Annotated in this window: 16 protein-coding genes and 2 pseudogenes; 4 read left to right on the top strand and 14 right to left on the bottom strand. The window is 54.1% G+C overall.

What is annotated here, in order from left to right; all coding sequences use genetic code 11:
* Positions 1–92 precede the first annotated feature (92 nt).
* Positions 93–1,064: an alpha/beta hydrolase gene (locus tag HF675_RS06350; RefSeq protein WP_187044271.1), complete on the bottom strand. Its 972-nt coding sequence runs from the start codon at positions 1,062–1,064 to the stop codon at positions 93–95.
* A gap of 13 nt (positions 1,065–1,077) precedes the next feature.
* A complete protein-coding gene (locus HF675_RS06345) occupies positions 1,078–1,962 on the bottom strand; it encodes an MBL fold metallo-hydrolase (RefSeq protein WP_187044270.1) in 885 nt (294 codons plus the stop codon).
* Between the two features lie 142 nt (positions 1,963–2,104).
* On the opposite strand from HF675_RS06345, the gene HF675_RS06340 reads away from it, so the two are divergent.
* Entirely contained in the window at positions 2,105–2,989 is an 885-nt protein-coding gene (locus HF675_RS06340; protein ID WP_105232161.1) for a LysR family transcriptional regulator, read from the top strand.
* Positions 2,990–3,266: 277 nt separating this feature from the next.
* Here the strand turns inward: HF675_RS06340 and HF675_RS06335 are convergent, their stop codons facing one another.
* Positions 3,267–4,181 (bottom strand): LysR family transcriptional regulator, encoded by a 915-nt coding sequence (locus tag HF675_RS06335; protein WP_187044269.1) that lies wholly within the window; start codon positions 4,179–4,181, stop codon positions 3,267–3,269.
* Positions 4,182–4,330: 149 nt separating this feature from the next.
* Here HF675_RS06335 and HF675_RS06330 point away from each other — a divergent pair, with 149 nt between their 5' ends.
* From HF675_RS06330 to HF675_RS06320, 3 genes are all read left to right on the top strand, one after another.
* Positions 4,331–5,728 (top strand): amidohydrolase family protein, encoded by a 1,398-nt coding sequence (locus tag HF675_RS06330; protein ID WP_111738026.1) that lies wholly within the window; start codon positions 4,331–4,333, stop codon positions 5,726–5,728.
* A 10-nt stretch (positions 5,729–5,738) separates the two neighbouring features.
* A complete protein-coding gene (locus tag HF675_RS06325; protein WP_187044268.1) occupies positions 5,739–6,212 on the top strand; it encodes a DMT family transporter in 474 nt (157 codons plus the stop codon).
* Between the two features lie 124 nt (positions 6,213–6,336).
* A complete protein-coding gene (locus HF675_RS06320; RefSeq protein ID WP_187044267.1) occupies positions 6,337–7,200 on the top strand; it encodes an SMP-30/gluconolactonase/LRE family protein in 864 nt (287 codons plus the stop codon).
* A 160-nt stretch (positions 7,201–7,360) separates the two neighbouring features.
* Here the strand turns inward: HF675_RS06320 and HF675_RS06315 are convergent, their stop codons facing one another.
* The 11 genes and pseudogenes from HF675_RS06315 to guaA all read right to left on the bottom strand — a co-directional run bounded on the left by HF675_RS06315 (position 7,361) and on the right by guaA (position 22,208).
* The gene (locus tag HF675_RS06315; protein WP_105232165.1) at positions 7,361–8,740 is read right to left on the bottom strand and encodes a carbohydrate porin; all 1,380 of its coding nucleotides are present in this window, start codon (positions 8,738–8,740) and stop codon (positions 7,361–7,363) included.
* 337 nt (positions 8,741–9,077) lie between these two features.
* Complete coding sequence (locus HF675_RS06310) at positions 9,078–10,757, bottom strand: glycoside hydrolase family 43 protein (RefSeq protein ID WP_187044266.1); 1,680 nt, start codon at positions 10,755–10,757, stop codon at positions 9,078–9,080.
* A 54-nt stretch (positions 10,758–10,811) separates the two neighbouring features.
* The gene (locus HF675_RS06305; RefSeq protein WP_172606266.1) at positions 10,812–12,251 is read right to left on the bottom strand and encodes an MFS transporter; all 1,440 of its coding nucleotides are present in this window, start codon (positions 12,249–12,251) and stop codon (positions 10,812–10,814) included.
* 676 nt (positions 12,252–12,927) lie between these two features.
* Complete coding sequence (locus tag HF675_RS06300; protein WP_187044265.1) at positions 12,928–13,233, bottom strand: hypothetical protein; 306 nt, start codon at positions 13,231–13,233, stop codon at positions 12,928–12,930.
* A 71-nt stretch (positions 13,234–13,304) separates the two neighbouring features.
* The gene (locus tag HF675_RS06295; protein ID WP_187044264.1) at positions 13,305–13,715 is read right to left on the bottom strand and encodes a hypothetical protein; all 411 of its coding nucleotides are present in this window, start codon (positions 13,713–13,715) and stop codon (positions 13,305–13,307) included.
* A 348-nt stretch (positions 13,716–14,063) separates the two neighbouring features.
* The gene (locus HF675_RS06290) at positions 14,064–14,366 is read right to left on the bottom strand and encodes a hypothetical protein (protein ID WP_105232168.1); all 303 of its coding nucleotides are present in this window, start codon (positions 14,364–14,366) and stop codon (positions 14,064–14,066) included.
* A 12-nt stretch (positions 14,367–14,378) separates the two neighbouring features.
* Positions 14,379–15,305, bottom strand: a pseudogene (locus HF675_RS06285) (RHS repeat-associated core domain-containing protein); the annotation flags it as partial.
* Positions 15,269–15,538 (bottom strand): annotated as a pseudogene (locus tag HF675_RS06280) (DUF1525 domain-containing protein); the annotation flags it as partial. The pseudogenes HF675_RS06280 and HF675_RS06285, both read right to left, overlap by 37 nt.
* A gap of 97 nt (positions 15,539–15,635) precedes the next feature.
* The gene (locus tag HF675_RS06275; RefSeq protein ID WP_187044263.1) at positions 15,636–16,031 is read right to left on the bottom strand and encodes an Imm10 family immunity protein; all 396 of its coding nucleotides are present in this window, start codon (positions 16,029–16,031) and stop codon (positions 15,636–15,638) included.
* A 10-nt stretch (positions 16,032–16,041) separates the two neighbouring features.
* Positions 16,042–20,295 (bottom strand): RHS repeat-associated core domain-containing protein, encoded by a 4,254-nt coding sequence (locus HF675_RS06270; protein WP_187044262.1) that lies wholly within the window; start codon positions 20,293–20,295, stop codon positions 16,042–16,044.
* A 335-nt stretch (positions 20,296–20,630) separates the two neighbouring features.
* A complete protein-coding gene (gene guaA, locus HF675_RS06265) occupies positions 20,631–22,208 on the bottom strand; it encodes a glutamine-hydrolyzing GMP synthase (protein WP_105232171.1) in 1,578 nt (525 codons plus the stop codon).
* Between the last annotated feature and the right edge of the window lie 87 nt (positions 22,209–22,295).

Genomic DNA, 22,295 nt, shown 5'->3' with positions numbered 1-22,295 from the left:
TGGTAGGGTGCGCCCCCTGCGCGGATGGAATCCACGCCGGGGGCAACGAGTTCCTGTCTGTTCTGAATAAGTTGACGGAGGCAACCCGTCGCTCACAAACGGGGCGCAGAAATAAAATCCGTTAGGGCGTGTATTGCCGACAACCGATTTTTTTCCAATATCAGCATGTGTGTCGCTTCACCAATTTCAACCCATCTTTTTTCTGGTGAACCGGTTGCTTTCAGGAACCAGCCTTGTGCCAAATCAATGGGCACATCAATATCCCATTCACCGTGAATCAGAATGACGGGGACGTCGATATCTTTCGGATCGTAGTAAGGCTTATTTGCTGTCCAATATTCCCGTATATCCTGAATAGGGCCATTGCCTGATTTAAATGAGGCATGCGCACGTAATTCTGCGTCAGGTTCATCAGGTAAGGTACGCTCGATCCAGGCGTCAAAGGTTCCTGCGGGGATCAGGCTATCACGTTTTTCGGCAGGCGCCCCGCTCAGCCAGTGCTGCTTCGCCGCATGCATATTAACGATACGCCAGGCTCCCAACGCTTCCCCGGAATCAATGGGAACCGGTTTATGGCTGAGCCATTGAGGCGCAAGCAGGCCGAGACGGCGCACTTTTTCGTTATTTTTCGTTGTATAGGTTGCAGCGATAGTGCCTCCCCAGGACATACCAAAAATATTCAGTTGTTTCAGTTGTCTTGTGTTCAGCAGAAAGTTCGCTGCGCAGGTAAAATCACGCACCGCGGTCTCCGTACGGCCCAGCGGCAGGCCAGAGCGTGTCGGCTGTGTCATCGCCTGTGGGCGGGTCGATCCACCGTACCCCCGCACATCTACGGCGTACACATCAAACCCCGCGTAGGCCAGATGATCCATAAAAGAGACGCCCGCAACCGGCGTATCATAAAGACTGCCGGACGAATACGTTGCGCCGTGCACCATCAATAAGGTTTTTGATTCATCATAGGTCTGGTTTTTATCCAGACATTTTCTGATAACGTTCAATTCAATACCGTGGGTATCAGAAGGGATCAAAAAACTTTCGCTAAAAATTTGCTGCTCAGACATGTTGGCTCCTCATCTATAACGATAACCACTGTAATTTGCCTTCAGCATTGGCTTCGATTTTCCCTGCCGAGGCGCCGGGGAAATGGGTGGTGAATACGGTTGCGCCCGTCTCTACGGCGAATTCCAGCGCTTGGCGGCGCGAATGCCGAGACCGTTCGGGAAACTCACAAAACACCGAATTCCACTGAGGGAGCGCTATTTGTAGCGGATGATGCATAACATCTCCCCAGAAAAAGGCCGTTTCACCTTCTGACGTAAAACTCAACGACAGGTGGTCATAGCTGTGTCCTGGCGTGGAATGGAGCCGGAAACCTGCCAATGGAAAATCGTCATCGCTGCGTATACGCATATCCGCACCGGCAGCGATAACCGGGGCGACGCTGTCTTCATAAACGAATTCGCTCGGCTGCCGTACGTTTTGAGGATCTGCATAAAACACACTCTCTTTCTGCGAAAAGAGATAGCGTGCGTTAGGAAAGGTAGGTACCCAGCGTCCTTCACGCAGCACGGTATTCCAGCCAACATGATCGACATGCAGGTGGGTATTAAAGACATAGTCTACCTGCTCCGGCTCCACGCCGGCCTCACGAAGCCGGGCGAGATACGGCACATCCAGTTGATGGAACAGCGGGTTGTGAGGTCGTGATTTCCCATTACCGGACGCCGTATCAATCAGCAAGGTTAGCCCGTCGACCTGCAATAACCAGCTATGGGTACTTTGCGCCAGAGAGGTAAATCCATCGGAGAAAAAGTCGTCAGGCAATGCCTTTGCAGCGTCTTGCGCGATCTCGTCCTGCCATTGCGGATAGAGAAACGATCCCGGTATGTTTTCCAACGCCAGCTCCGGGATTTTGCTTATCCGTGCACGGCCGATTTTATGCGTAGTAATAACAGACATAACTTTACTCACCTTCATGTTCACCCTATAACAGGTTTCATACTTACCGGTTTACCCCGCGAGAACAAGATAGGTGGCGGGGATGGATGGTTGCAGATTTCGCAACGATAGGCTGAGGTAAACAAGATTGGATAGGCTTACAATGATGCGCTCTTTTGTCCGGGTGGTGGATTCCGGCTCTTTTGTCAGCGCTGCCGGGCGGCTCAATATCCCCAAATCCACCATCACCAGGCATATCCAGGCACTGGAGCATGAGCTGGGCGTGAAGCTGCTTAACCGTACTTCGCGTACGTTAAACCTGACCGAGCAGGGGCGGATTTACTATCAGGGGACGTTACGGTTGCTGGAAAGCCTCGACATTCTGGATAGCAACGTGCAGATGTCAGCAATGCAACCACGGGGGAAAATACGCGTAGAGATACCGAACGCCCTGGCCTATTGCCTGGTGATACCGGCGTTGCCCGATTTCCTGGCCCGCTATCCCGATATCCAGATCGAGGTCAGCGTCGGCAACCGAACGGTCAATCTGATCGAACAGAATATTGATTGTGTCATACGGATTGGTGAGCTGTATAACGACTCGCTGATTGCCCGCTCTTTAGGGGAACTGGCGCAGGTCACCTGCGCCAGCCGCCAATATATTGAGCGCACCGGACTGCCGGTGCATCCTGCCGACCTGGCTCTGGGGCATACGCTGGTGCAGATTGTTTCGCCCCGCACCGGACAAATGGTGGTTAATGAGCTTTATCGTGACGGTCAGACAGAAAGAGTCAGCGCGCAGTGGCAGTTTGCGGTGAATGATTCCATGGGCGCGCGTACAGCCGCGCTTAATGGCTTGGGCGTAGTGACGACATACCGGTTTCTGGTGGAGGAATATCTGTCAAACGGGCAAATGGTCGAGCTGTTCCCTGACTGGCACAACACGCCGATACCGATACATATCGCCTGGCCGGAAAATCGTCAGTTGCCCTCTAAAGTGCGTATTTTTATTGAGTGGGCCAGAAGCGTATTTAACGCAGGCGAGTGACCCCGGCCCGGGGGAGATGGCGGTAAATCCCCTTCCCTGCTTTATGTAGCCGTTGCCCTTCTTAACGTAGCGAAGCAAAATATTGCGTTGGCGATTACCCAGCGATTTTTTGAACATCGTGATGAATGCATTAACAGAGTCATACCCCAGAATGCCAGCCGTACACACGACCGGGTAAAATTGTCCACGCCGAAAAAATCAGCAACCGTGGCCGTCTGGCGGTCACCGCTGACATGGCAGGCCACACTGTTCATGGGCCTGAATGCGATGACGCCCACTATCCGCCCTCAATTGCCGAATGGCCGTCGCGGACAAGCTCGGTTATCCAGTCAGCAAATGCGCGCACGGCCGGGGAGAGAAAACGCTGATGCGGATAAAGTAAGGTCACCGGTACGGCCGCAGACTGCCAGTCCACCAGAACTTCTATCAGCCGACCTTCCTGCAAATGTTCCGAAACCACGCGTTCGGCAAGTTGCGCCAGCCCAAATCCTTCAAGACACATTTTGATGTAAAGCCCGGTCTCATTAACGGCAACAGCGCCACTGACCGGAACCGACACTTTTTCACTGCCGCTGGCAAAACACATTTCCTCCGGGCGCCGGGTATGGCCTGAAAAATAATGGATGGCCCGATGCTGAGACAACTCTCCAGGCGTCTGCGGAGTACCGTGCTCTCTGAGATAGGCCGGAGAGGCACACGTCACCCAGCGAAACCGGCCGAGCGGGCGCGCAACGAGCGTGGAGTCATTCAGCTCTCCTGTCCGAATGACGCAATCCACCCCCTCCTGAACGAGATCGACCTGCCGATCGTTGACGCCTATCATCAGGTAGATATCCGGGTAGCGTCTGTAAAAGTCTTTCAGATTCGGCATAACGATGAAATGGGCGATGCCTCCGGGCATATCAACCCGTAAACGTCCCTGCGGCCGCTTTGCCGAATCCGTCAGGCTGGACTCCGTATGATCAATCAGCGCAAGTATTTCCCGACATTGCACCAGATACTGTGCGCCTTCGCTCGTCAGGCTGACCCGCCGCGTTGTTCTGTTCAGCAGGCGCACCTGCAGATGTTTTTCAAGATTTTTAATCGTGCTGCTTACCGTTGAAGCCGGTAGGGAAAGGGTTTCCGCCGCGAGAATAAAGCTCCCGGCTTCCGCCACACGGACAAAAACATGCATTGCCTGGATACGATCCATATTCTTTTTCCATGAGCCACAATGAAGAAGCAACAGAAGCCCATTATTGTTCGTGATTATTGAATAATGAAAACAGTTTAGCTGCCTTTTTCGGAAGTATCGCTTTACGTACCTTTTACGTCACAACATTTAAAAAAGGTGAACTGAAGATGACTGATTATACCCGAAATATAGTGCAGACCGCTGACTCGCAGGCCCCCCGGACGCTGATCCGCGGAGCCACGGTTCTCAGCATGGACGACGATGTAGGTAATTTGGTTAGCGGCGATATTCTTATCGAAGGCAGCGCCATCACGGCCATAAATGAAAACATTGATGCCGGTGATGCCGTCGTTATCGACGCCCCCGGCATGATTGCCATGCCGGGAATGGTCGATACCCATCGCCACTCATGGGAGGGGCAGCTACGCCGGCTTAACCCGAATGCCGCAACGCTTGAAGACTACTGCAACGCAACGCACTACTCTTTTGCCAAATACTATCGCCCGGCAGACATGTATATCGGCAACCTGCTTACCGCTCTGGGCTGCATCGACGCCGGCATCACCACCGTTATTGATAATTCGCACAACAGCCGCAGCGCCGCACACTCCGATGCTGCCGTCGAGGCGTTGCTTGACGCCGGTATTCGGTCCGTACACGCTTCCGGCGCGCCCGTATCCGGGGAGTGGGACAAGGCCCACTGGCCCGGCAATCTGGAGCGCCTGCAGGAAAAGTATTTTAAAAACGAGGATAACAGCCTGGTCTCGCTGGCCGTGATGGCACAGCTGGAACCTGAACTGTGGGCGGAAGCCCGACGACTGGGCCTGCCGATTATCACCGAGTTTTTCGGCGGAGATATGGCGGATGAACTGGAAGAACTGCACCAGAAAGGGCTGCTGGGACCCGATAACATCTTTAACCACTGCACCGCGCTACCGGACGCCGGATGGAAAATCCTGCGTGAGGCCGGCGTACGGGTAAACGTATGCCCGCGCTCAGATGCGCACTATGGCATCGAGGACGGCATGTTCGCCATGCAGTCAGCATTACGTCACGGCATCAGCCCGGGGCTGAGCGTGGATAACGAAACGTCCTACAGCGGCGACATGTTTATGGAGATGCGGGTGGCATTCTACCTGCAGCGCGTTATGGGCATGCTACAGCAGCAGTGCTGCGGAAACAAACACCATCCGGTGACCCTACAGGCTCATAACCTGTTGAAAGCCGCCACCGCAGACGGTGCTGCCTGTGCAGGTTTGCAGCACAAAATCGGCAGCCTGACGCCCGGAAAACAGGCGGACCTGATCCTTATCCGCGCTGAAGACATAAATCTTTACCCGTCAGGTAACGCATTCGGCACCGTGGTGCACGCGGCCGAACGCAGCAATATTGATACGGTCATGATTGGCGGGCGCGTCGTTAAACGCGACGGCAAAGTCTTGGACGTGGACAGCAAACGACTCCGTGCGGCGATCGACGAGTCCCGCCAGCATCTGTTTGCTGCCGCAGGCTACCAGCCTGACATTTTTGCTGAGGCCTTCCTGCCGCTCGAATCGGCCCGATAGGCGGTGCGAAATGAGTGCAGTCTATTATCTGCTGGCCATCGGCGCGGGACTGGGCATTACTTTGCAGGCCACGCTGAACGGTCAGTTGGCTAAAGGCATCGGCGGGGATTCTGTCGCTGCGGCGCTGTTTTCTTTTACCGCCGGCGCGCTGTGCCTTGGCCTCTTTGCATTGATGCGGGGCGGGATAGCCGCTTCGTTGACAGCGATTCCTGCCCAGCCCTGGTGGAGCCTGCTGGGCGGCCTGCTTGGCGCCAGTGCGCTGCTGAGTTATGTCATACTTGCCCCCAGAGTCGGGCTGTCAGCTCTGCTGGGGCTCGCCATCGCCGGGCAGATTACCTCGTCGCTGGCCATCGATCATTTTGGACTGATGGGGTCCGTTGAACGCCCGGTTTCTCTTATCAAGCTGTGCGGGTCGGTGATTATGCTGGCTGGCCTGGCCATCGCCCTGTTCGGTGACCGATGGTCAGCGCTTTTCTCCGGCTGACTGCCGCGAACCAACGAATCCGATGCCTTAGACTGGCGCTTACCCAAGCGCCGCATTCCTGGCAAAGTTCAAGGAGCTTACGTGTGATGTGTTCACCGCACTCCATGCCACTTAGGACACGAATATGTTTAAAACCATAACCGGCACCACGAGTCTTCTAGGCGAGTGTCCAGTCTGGTGCGAAAAAACGAATCGCCTGTTTTGGGCCGACATCCAGGGCTGCGAATTGTGTGCTCTTAACCTCGAAAGCGGTGATATTCACCGCAGGCCACTACCGGAGCCGCTGGGGTCATTTGCCCTTACGGCAGATAAAGACACGCTGCTGATGGGGCTGGCATCCTGTCTGGGATACTATAGCCTGACTACCGGTCATTTCACCAAAATGACAGACACGCCCGGCGTAGCAGGAACCCGGATCAATGACGGCCGCTGCGACCGTATGGGCAACTTTGTTTTCAGCACGATGTCCGCAGGAGAGCCAGTGCAACCTGTAGGCAGGTTTCACCGAGTCAACGCGACAACGCTTGAGACAGAAACGCTGGCTCTTCCTGACGTGGCGATCCCAAACAGTATCTGTTTCAGTCCGGACGGCGCTACCATGTACTACGCGGATTCCCTGCAAGGCTGCATTTTCTGCTGCGATTACCCTTCACTGGAAAATCAGCGGGTGTTCACAAAAATCAACGGTCCAGGCGCACCAGATGGCTCTTGCATTGATGCTGAAGGTTTTCTCTGGAATGCGGAATGGGGCGGTCGCCGAGTGGTGCGTTACACGGATGACGGAAACATTGACTGCGTGATCGAATCACCCTGTGTTCAGACCACTTGCCCGGTGTTCGCGGGGCCCAACTATGCAACGCTTTACTGCACAAGCGCCCAAACAGGGCTGGATAAACCGGCAGTCAGTGATGGTGCGCTGATAAAAACCGCAGCAGTTATTTCTGCGGGAATGCCTGAAGTCAGGTTTGCCGGGTTAATGGCACGATGAAGTCTCTTCTGTTTAGTTGGCGAAATCAGTCGATCACCCTTCATCGTGCTTTTCATTTTTCTACGGGTTCCTCTGTCCCTGGGTCAGGATAACGTACGTTGGCTTGAAGTAAAAACCGCCCCCTTTTCCCCGTAAGGCGTGAGGGGGTTATCACCCCAACTTAGAACCACGCCTCAAACATGCCGCCGATATTCAGCGAATCCAGCCGCTCATTGCTGGTGCCCTCGACGCTGGCGGTATGCTGGTTATCCACCTGGCCACCGGTCACGTAGAAGCGCAGCATCGGACGGAACTCCGGCCCCATGCCGATGGCGATGTTCTGCGACAACGTCAGCTTCCAGCCCTTGTTATCGCCGCCCCGATCATAATCCACGCGCTGGTAGCCAGCTTCCAGCCAGGTGGAGTGCACATCGTTCCAGAAATACATCGGCCGCACGATGGCGCCGTAGTTTTTACGGTTGTCGGTGTTGTCCTTGCCGTTGTCGTAATCATGGAAGGCCAGCAGATATTCGATCTGCGCCTGCTGGGTGAATTTATGGCTGCCCTCGAAGCTGGCGTAGACCGTGGTCAGGTCGTCGGTTTTGTTGTAGACGCTGTTATCCGCGTTGTCGGAGTAGCGCAGGATGAGCTTGTTCACCCCGCTGTCGTTGGTGTGGCTCAGCACCAGTCCGCCCTGCCAGGCATCGAGCCGCTCGTCGCTATCCACCGCTTTCGAGTCAAAGCCGTAGTTGGCGTACACTTCAACGTCGATCGGCCCGGCCTTGATGCCGTGGGTTTTGGTGGTCAGCGCGTAGTGGCCGTTGTCACCGGTATCGGAGCTGCCCGTGCAGGTGATGCGTGACGGGTTCGTCTCATCGGCCATCACTTCCGGGCTGCAGGATTCCACCTGCGACACCGCCGCCACGTCAAACAGTACGCCGCCAATATCAAAGTTCTTCACCCCGGCTCCCTGGCCGTCGTGGTTCATCCAGAAGTAGTCGTTGATTCCCTGCTGCGGACGTTGGTGGAAGTCGCGGCCAGCCCAGATATAGGCATTCGGGTTTGATTCGAGGACGTTAGTGACGCCGACGTAGGCTTTTTTCAGGTTCACTTCGTCGCTCCAGTGGTCGAACATCACGTTAAGGTCCCAGATCGCCCCTTGGGCGCTTTTGAAAGCTTTGCTGATCTGGAATTCGCCGCCGTTGCTTTCGTTACCCAGACGGCCGATCGCCGAGGCGCCGTTATAGGAACCGTCGACGCCGACATATTTCTGATCGCCGCTCTGGAAGTGGGCGCCATAACGGGCGTAGCCGCTGAACTTGAGGCCGAATGGAATCGCCAAATCCGGTGAGGACGCGGTGGTTTGCGGGTTGGTAAGGACATCAATCTTTTTATCGGCTGCAGCGTCAATTTTCACCTGCCGTTCAGCCAGCGCTTTATCGACCGCTTTAGCAACGATGGCGTCAATCTGTTCCTGAGTGAATTCCTGCGCCAGTACGGAAACCGGGCACAGCACGGCGATAGCCGCCATAGCTAAAGGGATTTTATTTACAGTTTTCATGGCTATCTCAAATTCATTATATTTTCAGAAAATAACCATCCCGTCCTGGTGTGAATACAAACAATGCCACCAAAACAAGTTGATTTTATTTTTATGTCGCAGAGGTACAGTTAAATGATTAGCGTCACAAGGTCCTCCCTAGTCAGAATAATTAGGTGTTAATATTGATAGGAGTGATTGAAGCATTACGATAAGCCACACGTCTGCACGGTGCTTATCGGATGCTCTTGAGCGTGCACCGTAATTAATTCACAGGTTGCGCGCACAATCAGCCAGGGACAGATTTAGTTCCCCTGGCTAATGTTGCATTGATTACCTTGGTTAGAACTTCCAGCCCTTAATTAAAGCGTGACTCACTGGCCTCCCAGCTATACGTATCATCCGCCATTAATAAATCACCAAATTCCTGATATTCGAAGTTATAAAATTCCGCGCTGGCGGCATAGCCGGAGTAGTCTACGACCGCAAGGCCAACGAACGCCCCGGTAAAGAACCCGCCATAACTTTGCAGTACATAGTCGTCTGAAAGAATTGCGGCATCTAGTTTGACCGGAATCTCCGTGAAGTTAATCCCATCAAAACTATACTCATACGTATAACTTTCCTTTCTCACCTTGGTGCGGAACCAGACATATTCGCTATCTGTTGGAATCTTGATCGCATTATCTTTCAAGTATGAGGTGTATTTACCACGATTATTCTCCCCGACTTCGATAACTGGCCCGTTAATTTCATTCCAGGTAATAAAAATAAAGCTCCAGTGACGATCGTTATAGTAATTCGTCAAGCCCGCCATTTGCTGATAATTAGATGGTTTGAATTTAACTTTAACCTGCGCATCAAAATAAAATGCCTGCCAGCGCCGGGCAATAAGCGATAGATCATGAGTATTCGCTAAAGAGCCCTGCCCAATTAACGTCAGTTTGCCATCGCCTGTGGTACCCATTTTTTCCGTGAACGGGACACGGAGCGTATTCCAGTTGGGATCGAGTGTCGCCGTATTAAACTCATCTTGCTGACTATGATCTGGTGCACTTTGAGTGTAAATAGCATCGCTTGGCCCTTCGACAAACGTTTTTCCTCCGTGGCCGCCTTCAATACGTGGCCAGCCATCTTCATCCCAAAAAACTTTTTGGATAGACGTTTCCCTGCCAAGCGTTGACCAACCACGGGGATCATAGACAGACTCACCGGCATGATTCCAGGGACGCGCACAGAGCGAGGCGTAATACCATTCGCCTTTCGGGGTTGATACCAAACTGCCGTGCCCCTGTTTTTGGATGTAGCTGTCTGGCGTATCTACGTTGGTTAAGAACACCTCCCCTGGCGCGGTGGCAAAACTGTCGGCGTCCAGATTTTTTGAACGAGCAACAACTTCCTGATGGGTAAATACGGTTCCCCCCTGAGCGGCAAAAAGATAATAATATCCGTTCAGTTTGTAGAGATGCGGCCCTTCGACAAGTGCAACGGCAGTGCCGCGATAAATGGTGCGCGCCGTTTCTGGTTTGAGTTTCAGCGTGTTGGCATCAAACTCGGTCAACGTAATGCCATTAAAAGGGTGACGGTACTCGCGATGGTCCCAGGTTTGTTGTACTAAATATTTACGGCCATCATCGTCATGGAAAAGTGAAGCATCAAAGCCGACGCCATTAAGTTTGATGGGATCGGTCCATGGGCCACGAATATCGGTTGCGGTGGTCAGGTAGTTGGTCATGTCTTTAAAGGCACCCTCGGTGACTTTCACATCCGTATAAACCAACCAGAATTTTCCATCGGCATAAGAGAGAGCCGGAGCCCAAATCCCCCCTGATGAAGGATTCCCTTTCATATCTAAAAGCGCGGTTGTTGACAATGGACTCGGGAGAAGATTCCAGTGCTCCAGGTCTTTTGACTCATGTAAACGCACGCCGGGAAACCACTCAAAGGTAGAGTTTGCGATATAGTAAGTGTCCTCTACACGGATAATACTTGGGTCTGCATTGAATCCAGGTAAGATAGGGTTTTTAATCAGTGACATAGGGCTTTACCTTTTTCAAAGAGTTTATTTTCTATATTTATAAAATGTTTATAACTATATCCGTATTTCATCAAGCCGACGGTTGATATCCGTGATGTTTTTATCTGAGATGGGATATAGCTGAATGATAATCATCGACACAAAGGCTAACGCGATGGGGATCCAAATCGCGGTCATATTTATTCCGGCGATCGCATTGGCATCCTGTTGTGCGCCTGTTTCGTTAAAACCATAAGCGGCCAGCAGCCAAAGCGGAACGGCGCCGCCGAGAGTAAAACCAATCTTGAAAAACAGCCCCATAATGGCATTAATAATTGCGGCATTTCGCTTACCTGATTTCAATTCACCATAAGCGATAACCTCAGGGACAAGCGCCCACATGAAACCGGTAGCTGACGTTAAACCCCACTGTTTAATAAATGTAGCGATATAAGCAAGCCAGAGCGCATCGTGCATACCATCGAGTGACCAGATGTATGTCAAAAACTCACCGACAATAAACATGCCGAGAAAAAGATGGAAGAACCCTTTTTTGCCAAATACTTTCTTTAGTCTCGGCCAAAAAACCGGGAATAAAATACCCGGAATCGAGGCTACGAGGCCAACGGCCCCCATCCATTCTGAATGGCCGACAACAAACTGATTGAAAAAACCATTAACCGTGTTCATGAAAAACATAAATGTAAAAGCCAACATAAAGAAAATGCCAAGAATGACAAGCGGCCGATTATTTTTGAGTTCGAGGAATAAATCCGTCGCTTTTACATTGGCAGACTGTTCCGCTGTAGCAACAACACGTTCTTTAGTTAATTTATAACAGAGAAAAAGCGCAACCGCCCCGACAATCATATAAACGGAGTAAACGCCAAACCACGCGTAGCTGGCTGATGGATCGGTATAGTTCCCCAGCTCAAGCTCAAGTCCGAAAAATCCGGTATCCTTGATGCTGCGATCTTTGGGAGCGGCCATTTGTACAAACATTGGAAACAAGGTATAGACAAGAAGATTGGCGCTGTTGGCCAGCATCATTCGCGTACTGGTCAGTTTATCAATAGAGCCTGGATCCCTTGTTAGTGAGGCATTAAGAGAGCCATAAGGGATATTAACAACCGAATAAAGCAGATCCAGTGCAAGGTAGACGACAAAGGCAAAAGGAACGGAACCACTCACTTCGGGAATAGGCGCAAAAAGCAAAGCGGAGAGAATAACGAGTGGAATGCCTGCCCTTAAAAGCCAAGGTCGATATTTCCCGGCCTTTGAACTCCTTTTGTCAACAAACGTTCCCACCATGGGATCCCAAAATACATTAATAATCCTGACAAAAAGAAATATAAACCCTGCCGCTGCAGTGCTGATTGCATTTACCGTCAACATGTGAAGAGCAAGAAAACCGCCTATTGTCCCAAAAACAAGGTTTTGGGCAAAGTCACCCAGTCCATAACCAATGCGTTCTCCACGCGTTAGTTTATGGTACTCATCGTGCCGACTTTGCATTATGTTTCCACTCATTTTAATCACATCTCCTGCCTGTTTTGTGAATGCGGAATACTTTCTGACACAGATTACAGCCGGGGATCTATTACGTTTTTATATTTATCAGTTATGTTTTTTTATTTCCGTGAGCCTTGTGACAAAGGTCTATATAGACAACCTCCTCAACGTGTTGATTGCAGCACACTCGCAACTTCCACAGTAGCTTAACGTATCAAGTAAAATCTATATGTTTCTAACCTCTTGCCGTTTACAGCGGAAAAACGAATTCCCTGCATGGCAATTAGTACGTTAAATATATGAGCGTGTTTTTTGAGAGGTGGTTCACATTTGAGCATTATCTTAATCACAGAGTGAAATAACATAATTGAGCAACCGGTCAGGAAAGTACAGGATAATAATGTCCCCCCCAACCGGGTGGCGAAAATCATGTTCTGTAGGCAGCCGCGAAGGTGATGGCTTGCTGCTTAATGCTGATTTACGCCAGCAGCACCGAGCGCTTTTGATGCCAACGTACGTCGTCAGAACACCGATGCCGGCATCAGTCGAGGGAACAACGTCAGCAATGTGCTGATTTTCATGGTGTGCACGCCTGCATGGATAGAATCCACACAGGGTGCTACGACATGATCAGAAAGACAGCAAAGAAGTCTTTATTCGATTACAAAATTTTTTGTTTTCAGTCCTGAAAATCATCGTTTTCGAGGTAATAGATGACGGCACCAAGGATCTCATCCTCTGTCGCTTGCTGATTGTGGTTTCTCTTGTTGATGACAATATCCTTGAAGATTGGCGCTTCAAGGAAAGTACCGTAACTCTCTTCAAAATCCATTTCTTCGTCTTCGTTTTCAGCAATGTAATAACTACCGTTGACTATACCCTCTTCAGAGGAAAGGCTGAACGATGGCGAGACATAAAGCCAACCTACATCTGGCAGACCATCCTTCATTTTTAATAATTCACTAAAACCATTAATAACAATCATTTAAACCTCCACTTACTTTTACCTTCATTTCCCTCCTGACAAGCTGAAATGGGTGTTCCCCGTCTGTTCTGTTAACTCAGGGTCAATGAGACTTTCTCATTTGGCTCATCAACTACACAGTACAAATCAAACACTCCCTGAGGGACCGAAAAATCTTGGGTTCTCTCTCTGTTACGCAAGGTTTCTACGTCAAAATCCGCCAAGTATCCCATACCGCAGATGCTCAATTTGCCCTCTGACTTGAACATCCCAAGTTTGGAGATGTTCTTTGCAGGCTTTGAGCACTGCAAGGACACCTCATACAAGCCCTCAGGCACGTCAAAAATAGGGACGATGATCCCCGCCTCGGTCAATTTATCTGCCTCATCATTAGTTGTCATAAAGGCGAGCAAATCCTTCTCTATACCGTTCTTCTTCATGAAGGACAGCAGCGGCTGTTCAGAGAAAATGACAAAACCGTAAAGCTCCGGAAAAATCCGCATATTCTAGTAGGAAGACCTCAAAAGTTTATCTAAACAAAAGCAACCTCTGCAGAACCAACCTCAACGACGTTAAGTGATCTTACCCACGTAATGTGGGCACAACCCTAAGCGAGGTTCTGGTTTTCAAATTGTTCCGGGCTGAGACCGCCGCACGCACTGTGCCTGACCCTGACCCAAAATCCTGCTCCATTCAGAAACAGAATTCCGGCATCAGCAGAGGGAACAACGTCAGCAACGTGCTGATTTTCATGGCGTGCACGCCTGCATGGATAGAATCCACACAGGGTGCTACGACATGGTCAGAAAGGCAGCAAAGAAGTCTTTATTCGATTACAAAAGTTTTTTGTTTTAGTCCTGAAAATCATCGTTTTCAAGGTAATAAACGACCGCTTGTAACAACTCTTTTTCCCCAACAGCAGGGTTATGGTCGATTTTATTCTCAATAATCGCCCTGAATGTAGGGTATTCGAGCCATGTTTTGTACTCATCTTCCATGTCATCATCTTCGTCAGGTGTTTCAGCAAGATAATAACGTGCAGCCTCGATATGCTCTGCTCTATTAACAAAGTCTTCATCAACAAAGAAGCCACCGACTTTAGGCAGGTCCTTATAAATAGATAGTAGCCCTTTGAAACCATCAATTGTTTTCATATCATCATCCTATTAACGACAATCTGTACCACCGCCCCATTTTTTCCGTCCCCCTGACCCATCAGGGTGATAGATTTTGTGGTATGACCGGTGGTCATTATAGTCAACCAAGCTTAACCCACCTGGTCTGTTTTCATGGTGCCAGGTCATGTCAGGTGGAGAATACTTACTAAACTTTCCTTTGGCATTTGGTTGCACATGCTCAACCAAATCAGGATACTTCGTTTGCATTTCTCTTTTAAAATCAGGGTCTACCTGCAGCCGATTATATACTGATTCGTTCGCGCGTCTGAAATGCTCCGCGTCTGATAACTGGTACTCTGATGGCTGCAATGTATGGTCATGGAACACATGGTATTTCCCTAAGCCACGTTCCCCCTCGCCACGGTAAAGCCCTAACGGGTCAATCCATCCATACGGATTCGGCGCATACTGATACAGGTTCAGCCCGCCGCGCAGCCCTATCGGATCCTGCGTGGTAAAGCGCCCCACCTCCGGCTCATAGTAGCGGAACAGATTATAATGCAGCCCGCTTTCGTCATCCTGATACTGCCCGGCATAGCGCAGCGGTTGGTCAACGAGCGCGCCCTTACGCCGTTCGGCGCCGGTGACCGTCTGCCCCTGCAGTCTGCCGAAGGTGTCGTAGTTGCCGGACCAGCGCAGGTTGCCCTCGGCGTCGGTCACCTCCAGTGGTGCGCCGTTGAGGTCGGTGTGCAGCCAGTAGATATCCGCCGGCTGGCCGTCGCCCGCCTGCTCGAGGGCTGCCAGCGGCGTCCAGGCGTTGGCCGGGTCATAGCTCCAGGTGCGACGCGTGCCGTTGTCCCGCTGCGCCTGCAGCAGTCGGTACCCTTCCCATAAAAAGCGCGTGGTTTCCGGCGCTTTCCCTTTGTAGGTTACCGTCTTGCGCGTGCGTCGCCCCGGTACATCGTACTGCCGCTGCTGACGTTAGAGTTACTGCCTTCCTTACGCCTGTCCTCGGCTTCATCCGGGTTTGACGACAGCTCGCCGAACATTTGCTTCTGCAGCTGTTCCGGGCCGTCAAGATAAATCACAGATACCGAGGCATCGATGTTGCTCGGGGGATGGTGAGAATCGGTATAGAGTACCGTGCCGGCAAGCACCGATGCCGGCATCAGCAGAGGGAACAACGTCAGCAACGTGCTGATTTTCATGGCGTGCACTCCTGCATGGATAGAATCCACACAGGGTGCTACGACATGGTCAGAAAGGCAGCAAAGAAGTCTTTATTGGATTATAAAAATTTTAATCTCATGAAAAGACAAGGGTCGTCTTACTACCGTTGAAAATTGCTTCAAGATACTTTCGCAACAGAGCAATTTTTTCAGGCGTATTACGCACCGTTTCAGAGAACACACCTTCGAGCTTCGAGCAACCGAAATGCTCATGTGAATCAGGCGTGATAACCACATCTAAACGGTCAGAATGCAAAATCACTTTCTCGATCGCTGCCGATGCTTCATAGGCGGACTGTGATGTTTGCAGGCCGATCCCCTCATCAATTGAGTCATTATCTTCATCATCCAACCGAGTAATGATTAGATAATTCTCAGGTGACTGCTCATTATCGCCCAGAGCAACAGTGAGCACATCGTCCTCTTCGTAACATTCCAACACTGAGGCATTAAATTTCAATGAGTTATTCATTTCAGCTCCCTTAGCAATCCGCGCCTGGTATTTTCCTGGTTCCTTTCGACTTAGCATTCCAGATCTTGGTTCCATCGCCTGTATCTGCAGGCCATTTATATTCTACCTCAGCACCTGTAGCAGTTTTGAAGGCATTCATCTTCCCTTTACAACTATTGCAAGGTGGGTATTCGCCATCAATAACAAGTCGATCTCCAGGAGCTGCCTGTGGATGTAACTCACGAGTAATCCTCGCTTCTGTATGCGTGGCAAGTGTACTCTGCGGGAATCCTAAAGCAGCCTCATCCGGAGTCATGTTCCCACTTTGCCACACACCTGTCGCTTTAACATTGCCATTGCTATCAAATAATGTTGCCTTGGCATTATGTGTACCTTTACCTGAACCAAAAGCTAAACCTAACGGATCAACCCATCCCTGCGGATTCGGTGCATACTGGTACAGATTCAGCCCGCCGCGCAGCCCTATCGGATCCTGCGTGGTAAAGCGCCCCACCTCCGGCTCATAGTAACGGAACAGATTATAATGCAGCCCGCTTTCGTCATCCTGGTACTGGCCGGCATAACGCAACGGCTGATCAACGAGCGCGCCCTTGCGTCGTTCGGCGCCGGTGACCGTCTGCCCCTGCAGTCTGCCGAAGGTGTCGTAGTTGCCGGACCAGCGCAGGTTGCCCTCGGCGTCGGTCACCTCCAGCGGCGCGCTGTTAAGATCGGTGTGTAGCCAGTAGATATCCGCCTGCTGGCCGTCGCCCGCCTGCTCGAGGGCCGCCAGCGGCGTCCAGGCGTTGGCCGGGTCATAGCTCCAGGTGCGGCGCGTGCCGTTGTCCCGCTGCGCCTGCAGCAGTCGGTACCCTTCCCATAAAAAGCGCGTGGTTTCCGGCGCTTTCCCCTTGTAGGTTACCGTCTTGCGCGTGCGGCGCCCCAGCGCGTCATAGTGATACTGCGCCGCAAAATCCCCCTGCGGGCCGCGGCCATGCGCCTTTATCAGCCGGTTGTCTGCATCATAGACGTAGTGCTGTTGATAGATACCGTTGCGCCGGCTGGTCAGGTTGCCCCAGCCGTCATAGCGGTAAAACATCCGCTGCCAGTATTCGAGCCGGTTATCGACCACCGGCGCCGGTGGCAGCTCGGCGTCCGGGTCATGGCTGACGCGCTGCTCACCAATCAGGTTATCCGCCAGGTCGTAGCACAGTCGGTGGCCCGGCTTGCCCTGCTGCGCTTCGCGGTGCTGCAGCAGGCGTCCTTCCGCATCGTAGCCATAGTGAATCTCGCCGCGCAGCGCGTCGCTGACACCTTCCAGTTCGCCGCGGCCGGTATAGCGGAACGTGCGCCACAGCACGCCCTCTTCCGGTTTGCTGATGTGCCCGAATGCGCTGCTCTGCCCACTGCGTCGCCCCAGCACATCGTATTGGCGCTGCTGATGCAGCGCACCCTGGGTACGGCCGGTTTCCCGGTGCAGCCGGTCACGGCTGAATTCACTCACCAGTTGCTGGTTAAACCTGATGGCGCTGGCGTGGCCGGAGCCGTAATGGAGCCACTGCAGCTGGTCGCCCTGCGGCAGCGTCAGCGCCTGCAGGTTGGACAAGGCATCCCACTGGTACTGCAACTCGCCGTTGACGCCCTGCTCGCTCAGCAGGTTACCGGCCTTGTCGTAGCGCAGCTGCACGCTGTCCGGCTCGATACCCAGTTTGCTGCCGGCAGCGGTCGGGGTGCGCATCAGGCGGTTCATGCGCCCGGCCGCATCATAGTGGTAATGCCACTCGGCGCTGTCGTTGGCGTGCCAGGTCAGTTGGCCGGCTTCGTCATAACGGAACTGATGCAAGCGTTGTGCAGGCGGTGCCTGCGGGTCGAGCGGCCCGGTTTCCCGCAACTCGCTCAACTGCCCCGCGGGGCCGTAACGATAATAGCGGTCGGTGCGGTCCGGACGCCGTTCGGCCGTCAACCGTCCAACGGCATCGTGGCTGAACTGGTAGTCCCCGCCGTTGCCATTTTCCAGTCTCGTCAGCCAGCCGCGGCAGTTGTAGTGATAATGGCGTGTACGCTGGATGCGGTCGGTGATGCTGACCGGCTGCCCCAGCAGGTTGTACTGCCAGCGCGTCTCACTGCCGAGCGGGTCCTGGTGTCGGGCCAGCTGGCCCTGCGCGCTCCAGTCGAAACGTTCTTCGCTGCCGTCGGGATGCAGCAGCGTCTGCAGCCGGCCGGCTCGGTCCCAGTGGTAGCGGGTCAGGTGACCTTCCGCGTCGGTACGGTGCGTCAGTTGCCCCAGCGCGTCATAGGCGTAGGCGGTGACGCTGCCGGAACAGTCGGTATAGCGCGTCAGCAATCCCTGTGCGTTCCAGGTCAGTTTCACCTCGCCGCCCAGCGCATCGATGACGCTCGCCGGCAGGCTCTCCTCCTCATCGGGATAGTGGTAACGGGTAACATTGCCCAGCGCATCAATCTGCTGTGTCGGGCGTCCCTGGGAGTCCCAGTGCTGAAACGCCTGACTGCCGTCCGGGTAGGTGACCGAGAACAGACGGCCGCTGTTGCGGGAATACTGGTAAGTGGTGGTGCGACCCAGCGGGTCGGTCTCGCTCAGCAGCCGGCCGTAACGGTCCCACTCGCTCTGGCGCTGCGCACCGCCTGGCAGCACCACGCCGCACAGCTCGCCGCGCGCATAGATGAAGGCCGACTGCCGGTTGTCAAAGTCGGTGAACTGCGCCACGTTGTCGTCATCGTCCAACTGCCACAGCGCCCGAGTGCCGTCGTCGCGCACCGCCCACCGCGTGCCGTTGGCAAAGTCATAATAGAGCGCCAGCTGCTCGCCGGCGCTGTTGTGGTAGGCCGCCACGCGCGGCAGGCCGTCAATTTCCTGCCAGCGGTACTCGTTCAGCAGGCCGTTCTGGTCCTGATGGCTGACCATCAGTCCGTCCTGCCAGCCAAAGCGCCGGGTGACTTCGCCGGCGCGGTTGCGGACGGTAACCAGCTGCCCCTCGTCATCGTACCCGTAGTGCACCAGCGGCAGCTCGCCGTCCGGGGTAAACAGCAGCACCGAGCTCAGGCGGGACAGCCCGTTGGCGGTGGTCAGGTAGCGGCATGCCAGCCGTTGGCCGGCGCTGTCGACCAGTTCGGTCAGTCGGCCGTGGTCGTCGTGGAACAGGGAAATCGTGTTGCCGGTGAGGTCAGTCAGCATCTGCAGCCGGCTCGGCGCATCACTCAACGCCGGGTAGTGCCAGGCCTGCTCGCTGACGTCGAACACCTGCCAGCTGCCATCGCTGTTGTGCATCAGCCAGCACTTTTCCGCTTCGCAGTAGGTTTTATGGCCTCTGGGCACCATCGGGAAGGAGACGTAGTCGCCGGAGGGCGCACGCCACACCAGACCATCCTGGTAGCGCTTAAGGCTGCTTTCCCAGAACAGGCTCCAACCGCGCCCCAGCACGCTCTGTGCCGGGTTGCCGCTGCGCCAGTAGCGCTGCCACTCAACCGGCAGCCGCGACGGCAGCACAAAGTCCAGCTCGTCGTCGCCGGACAGGAATTTCTGGCCGCTGATGATATCTATCGGCCGGGCAATAATGCCGGCGGCGGTCGTGGCGGTCATTAGCGTGCCGAACCGGCAGGCCGTCCGCCCCAGTTTATTGATGCCAGGCGCCTTGCTCAGCATTTTCCCCAGCGCCCCCAGTTTGCTGGCGGCACCGCCGACGCCGCCCACCAGACCGGCAAACAGCAGCGTCAGGTCGGAGATTTTATACAGCCAGTCCGGCACTTCCGGTTTTATCGGCAAGGTGGTGACGGTGCTGCCGCCGATGCGCACATTGGGCGAGCCTTCCATCACCTGAGCGTCACAGTTAGTTTTATCCCCCACGCGCGCCGCTGGCTGGCCGTTGATAAACACCTTGTCCGAGCCCTGCGCCATCTGCATGCTGGGGCCGTCCTGGTCGCAGGCGACCTGACTGACGGTGGCGATGGCCGCCGGCTTGCCATTGATGCGCACGTTGGAGGAGCCTGTCACTATTTTACCGGCCGGCGTCAGACTCCCTGCGCCGGCCTCCGCAATGCCGTCTCGCGCCTTGGTCGCCAGCTCCCCGGTGAGATAGCCCACCGCCAGGCTGGCACCCACCAGTAATACACCGACGCCCACGCAGGACGCCGCCAGCCCGGCGACAAACAGCGCACCCGCCGCCACCGCGCCGGCGGCGGCAATCAGGCCGCCGACAATCGTGCCACCAATCATCCCGGCCAGTGCATGGGAGTGGCCAATCGCATCGCCAACGCGTGCCGCTTCACTCATGGCACGTTCCTTATTGGGCCAGATACTCGGGAGATATTGAAGGAGACGGGATCAGCATTGTCCGCCGACAGTGACTTGACGGTACAAACAAAATATCCAATTAGCGGGGTAACACAGCTGCGGGAAAAAACAGGCATCGTACAAGTTCCTTTTGCTAAATAATGACTCAGGCATCGAGTTGTTCCATCACATCGAGCCTTGATAATACCATCGGCGATACCATAAAAAATTACCGGTTTCTGAGATAAAACTACCGGGAAGCAAACAAAAAAAGCCCGCGGCTACGCGGGCTTAGTCGATGTTTTACTGCTTTATGTGCGGGCTATGACGTTAAATTATTCCCACTCAATCGTCGCCGGCGGCTTGCCGCTGATGTCGTACACCACGCGGGAGATGCCGTCTACTTCGTTGATGATGCGGTTGGAAACGCGGCCGAGGAACTCATACGGCAGGTGCGCCCAGTGCGCGGTCATAAAGTCGATGGTTTCCACCGCACGCAGCGAAACAACCCAGTCGTATTTACGGCCGTCGCCCATCACGCCGACGGAGCGCACCGGCAGGAACACGGTGAACGCCTGACTGACCTTGTTGTACAGGTCGGCTTTATGCAGCTCTTCGATGAAGATGGCGTCGGCACGGCGCAGCAGGTCGCAGTATTCTTTCTTCACTTCGCCCAGCACGCGCACGCCCAGACCCGGCCCCGGGAACGGGTGACGGTACAGCATGTCGTAAGGCAGGCCCAGCTCCAGACCGATCTTGCGTACTTCGTCTTTGAACAGCTCTTTCAGCGGCTCGACCAGGCCCAGCTTCATCTCTTTCGGCAGGCCGCCCACGTTGTGGTGCGACTTGATCACGTGCGCTTTACCGGTGGCGGAAGCGGCAGATTCGATCACGTCAGGATAGATGGTGCCCTGCGCCAGCCATTTCACCTGCTCTTGCTTGCAGGCTTCTTCGTCAAACACTTCAACGAACACGCGGCCGATGATTTTACGCTTGGCTTCCGGCTCGTCCACGCCCGCCAGCGCGCTCAGGAAGCGCTCTTCCGCCGGCACGTGCACAATGTTCAGACCGAAGTGGTCGCCGAACATTTCCATCACCTGGTTGGCTTCATTCAGGCGCAGCAGGCCGTTGTCGACGAAGACGCAGGTCAGGCGCTTGCCAATGGCGCGGTGCAGCAGCATCGCGGTAACGGAAGAGTCCACGCCGCCGGACAGGCCGAGGATCACGTGGTCTTCACCCACCTGCTCGCGAATGCGTTCAACCGCATCTTCGATGATGGTGGCCGGCGTCCACAGCGCTTCACACTGGCAGATATCCAGCACAAAACGCTCCAGCATGCGCTGGCCCTGACGGGTATGGGTCACTTCCGGGTGGAACTGCACGCCGTAGAAGCGTTTTTCTTCGTTGGCCATAATGGCGAACGGGCAGGTGTCGGTGCTGGCAACGGTCACAAAGTCGGACGGGATGGCGGTGACTTTGTCGCCGTGGCTCATCCATACGTCCAGCAGCGGTTTGCCTGCCGGGCTGATGGCGTCTTCGATGTCGCGGATCAGCGCGCTTTCGGTGGTCACTTCCACCTGCGCATAGCCGAACTCACGCTCGTTGGAGCCTTGTACGTGGCCGCCCAGCTGCATCGCCATGGTCTGCATGCCGTAGCACACGCCCAGCACCGGTACGCCGGCGTTGAAGACGTATTCCGGCGCGCGCGGGCTGTTATGTTCGGTGGTGCTTTCCGGGCCGCCGGAAAGGATGATGCCGCTCGGGTTGAATTCGCGGATCTGCTCTTCGCTGACGTCCCAGGCCCACAGCTCGCAGTAAACGCCGATTTCGCGCACGCGACGGGCAACCAGTTGGGTGTACTGCGAACCGAAGTCCAGAATAAGAATGCGATGCTTATGAATATTTTGTGTCATGTGAGGCGAATTCCAGCAACAAAAGGAGAAAAAACAACAATAAGCGCGTGGTGACGGCCCCGCTCTCTGCGGGGCCAGCGGCGTGAT

This window comes from Serratia sp. JUb9, assembly GCF_014298095.1.
Lineage (GTDB): Bacteria > Pseudomonadota > Gammaproteobacteria > Enterobacterales > Enterobacteriaceae > Serratia_B > Serratia_B rhizosphaerae.
The sequence above is the reverse complement of the archived record's forward strand: the minus strand, read 5'-3'. Positions and strand labels throughout refer to the sequence as shown.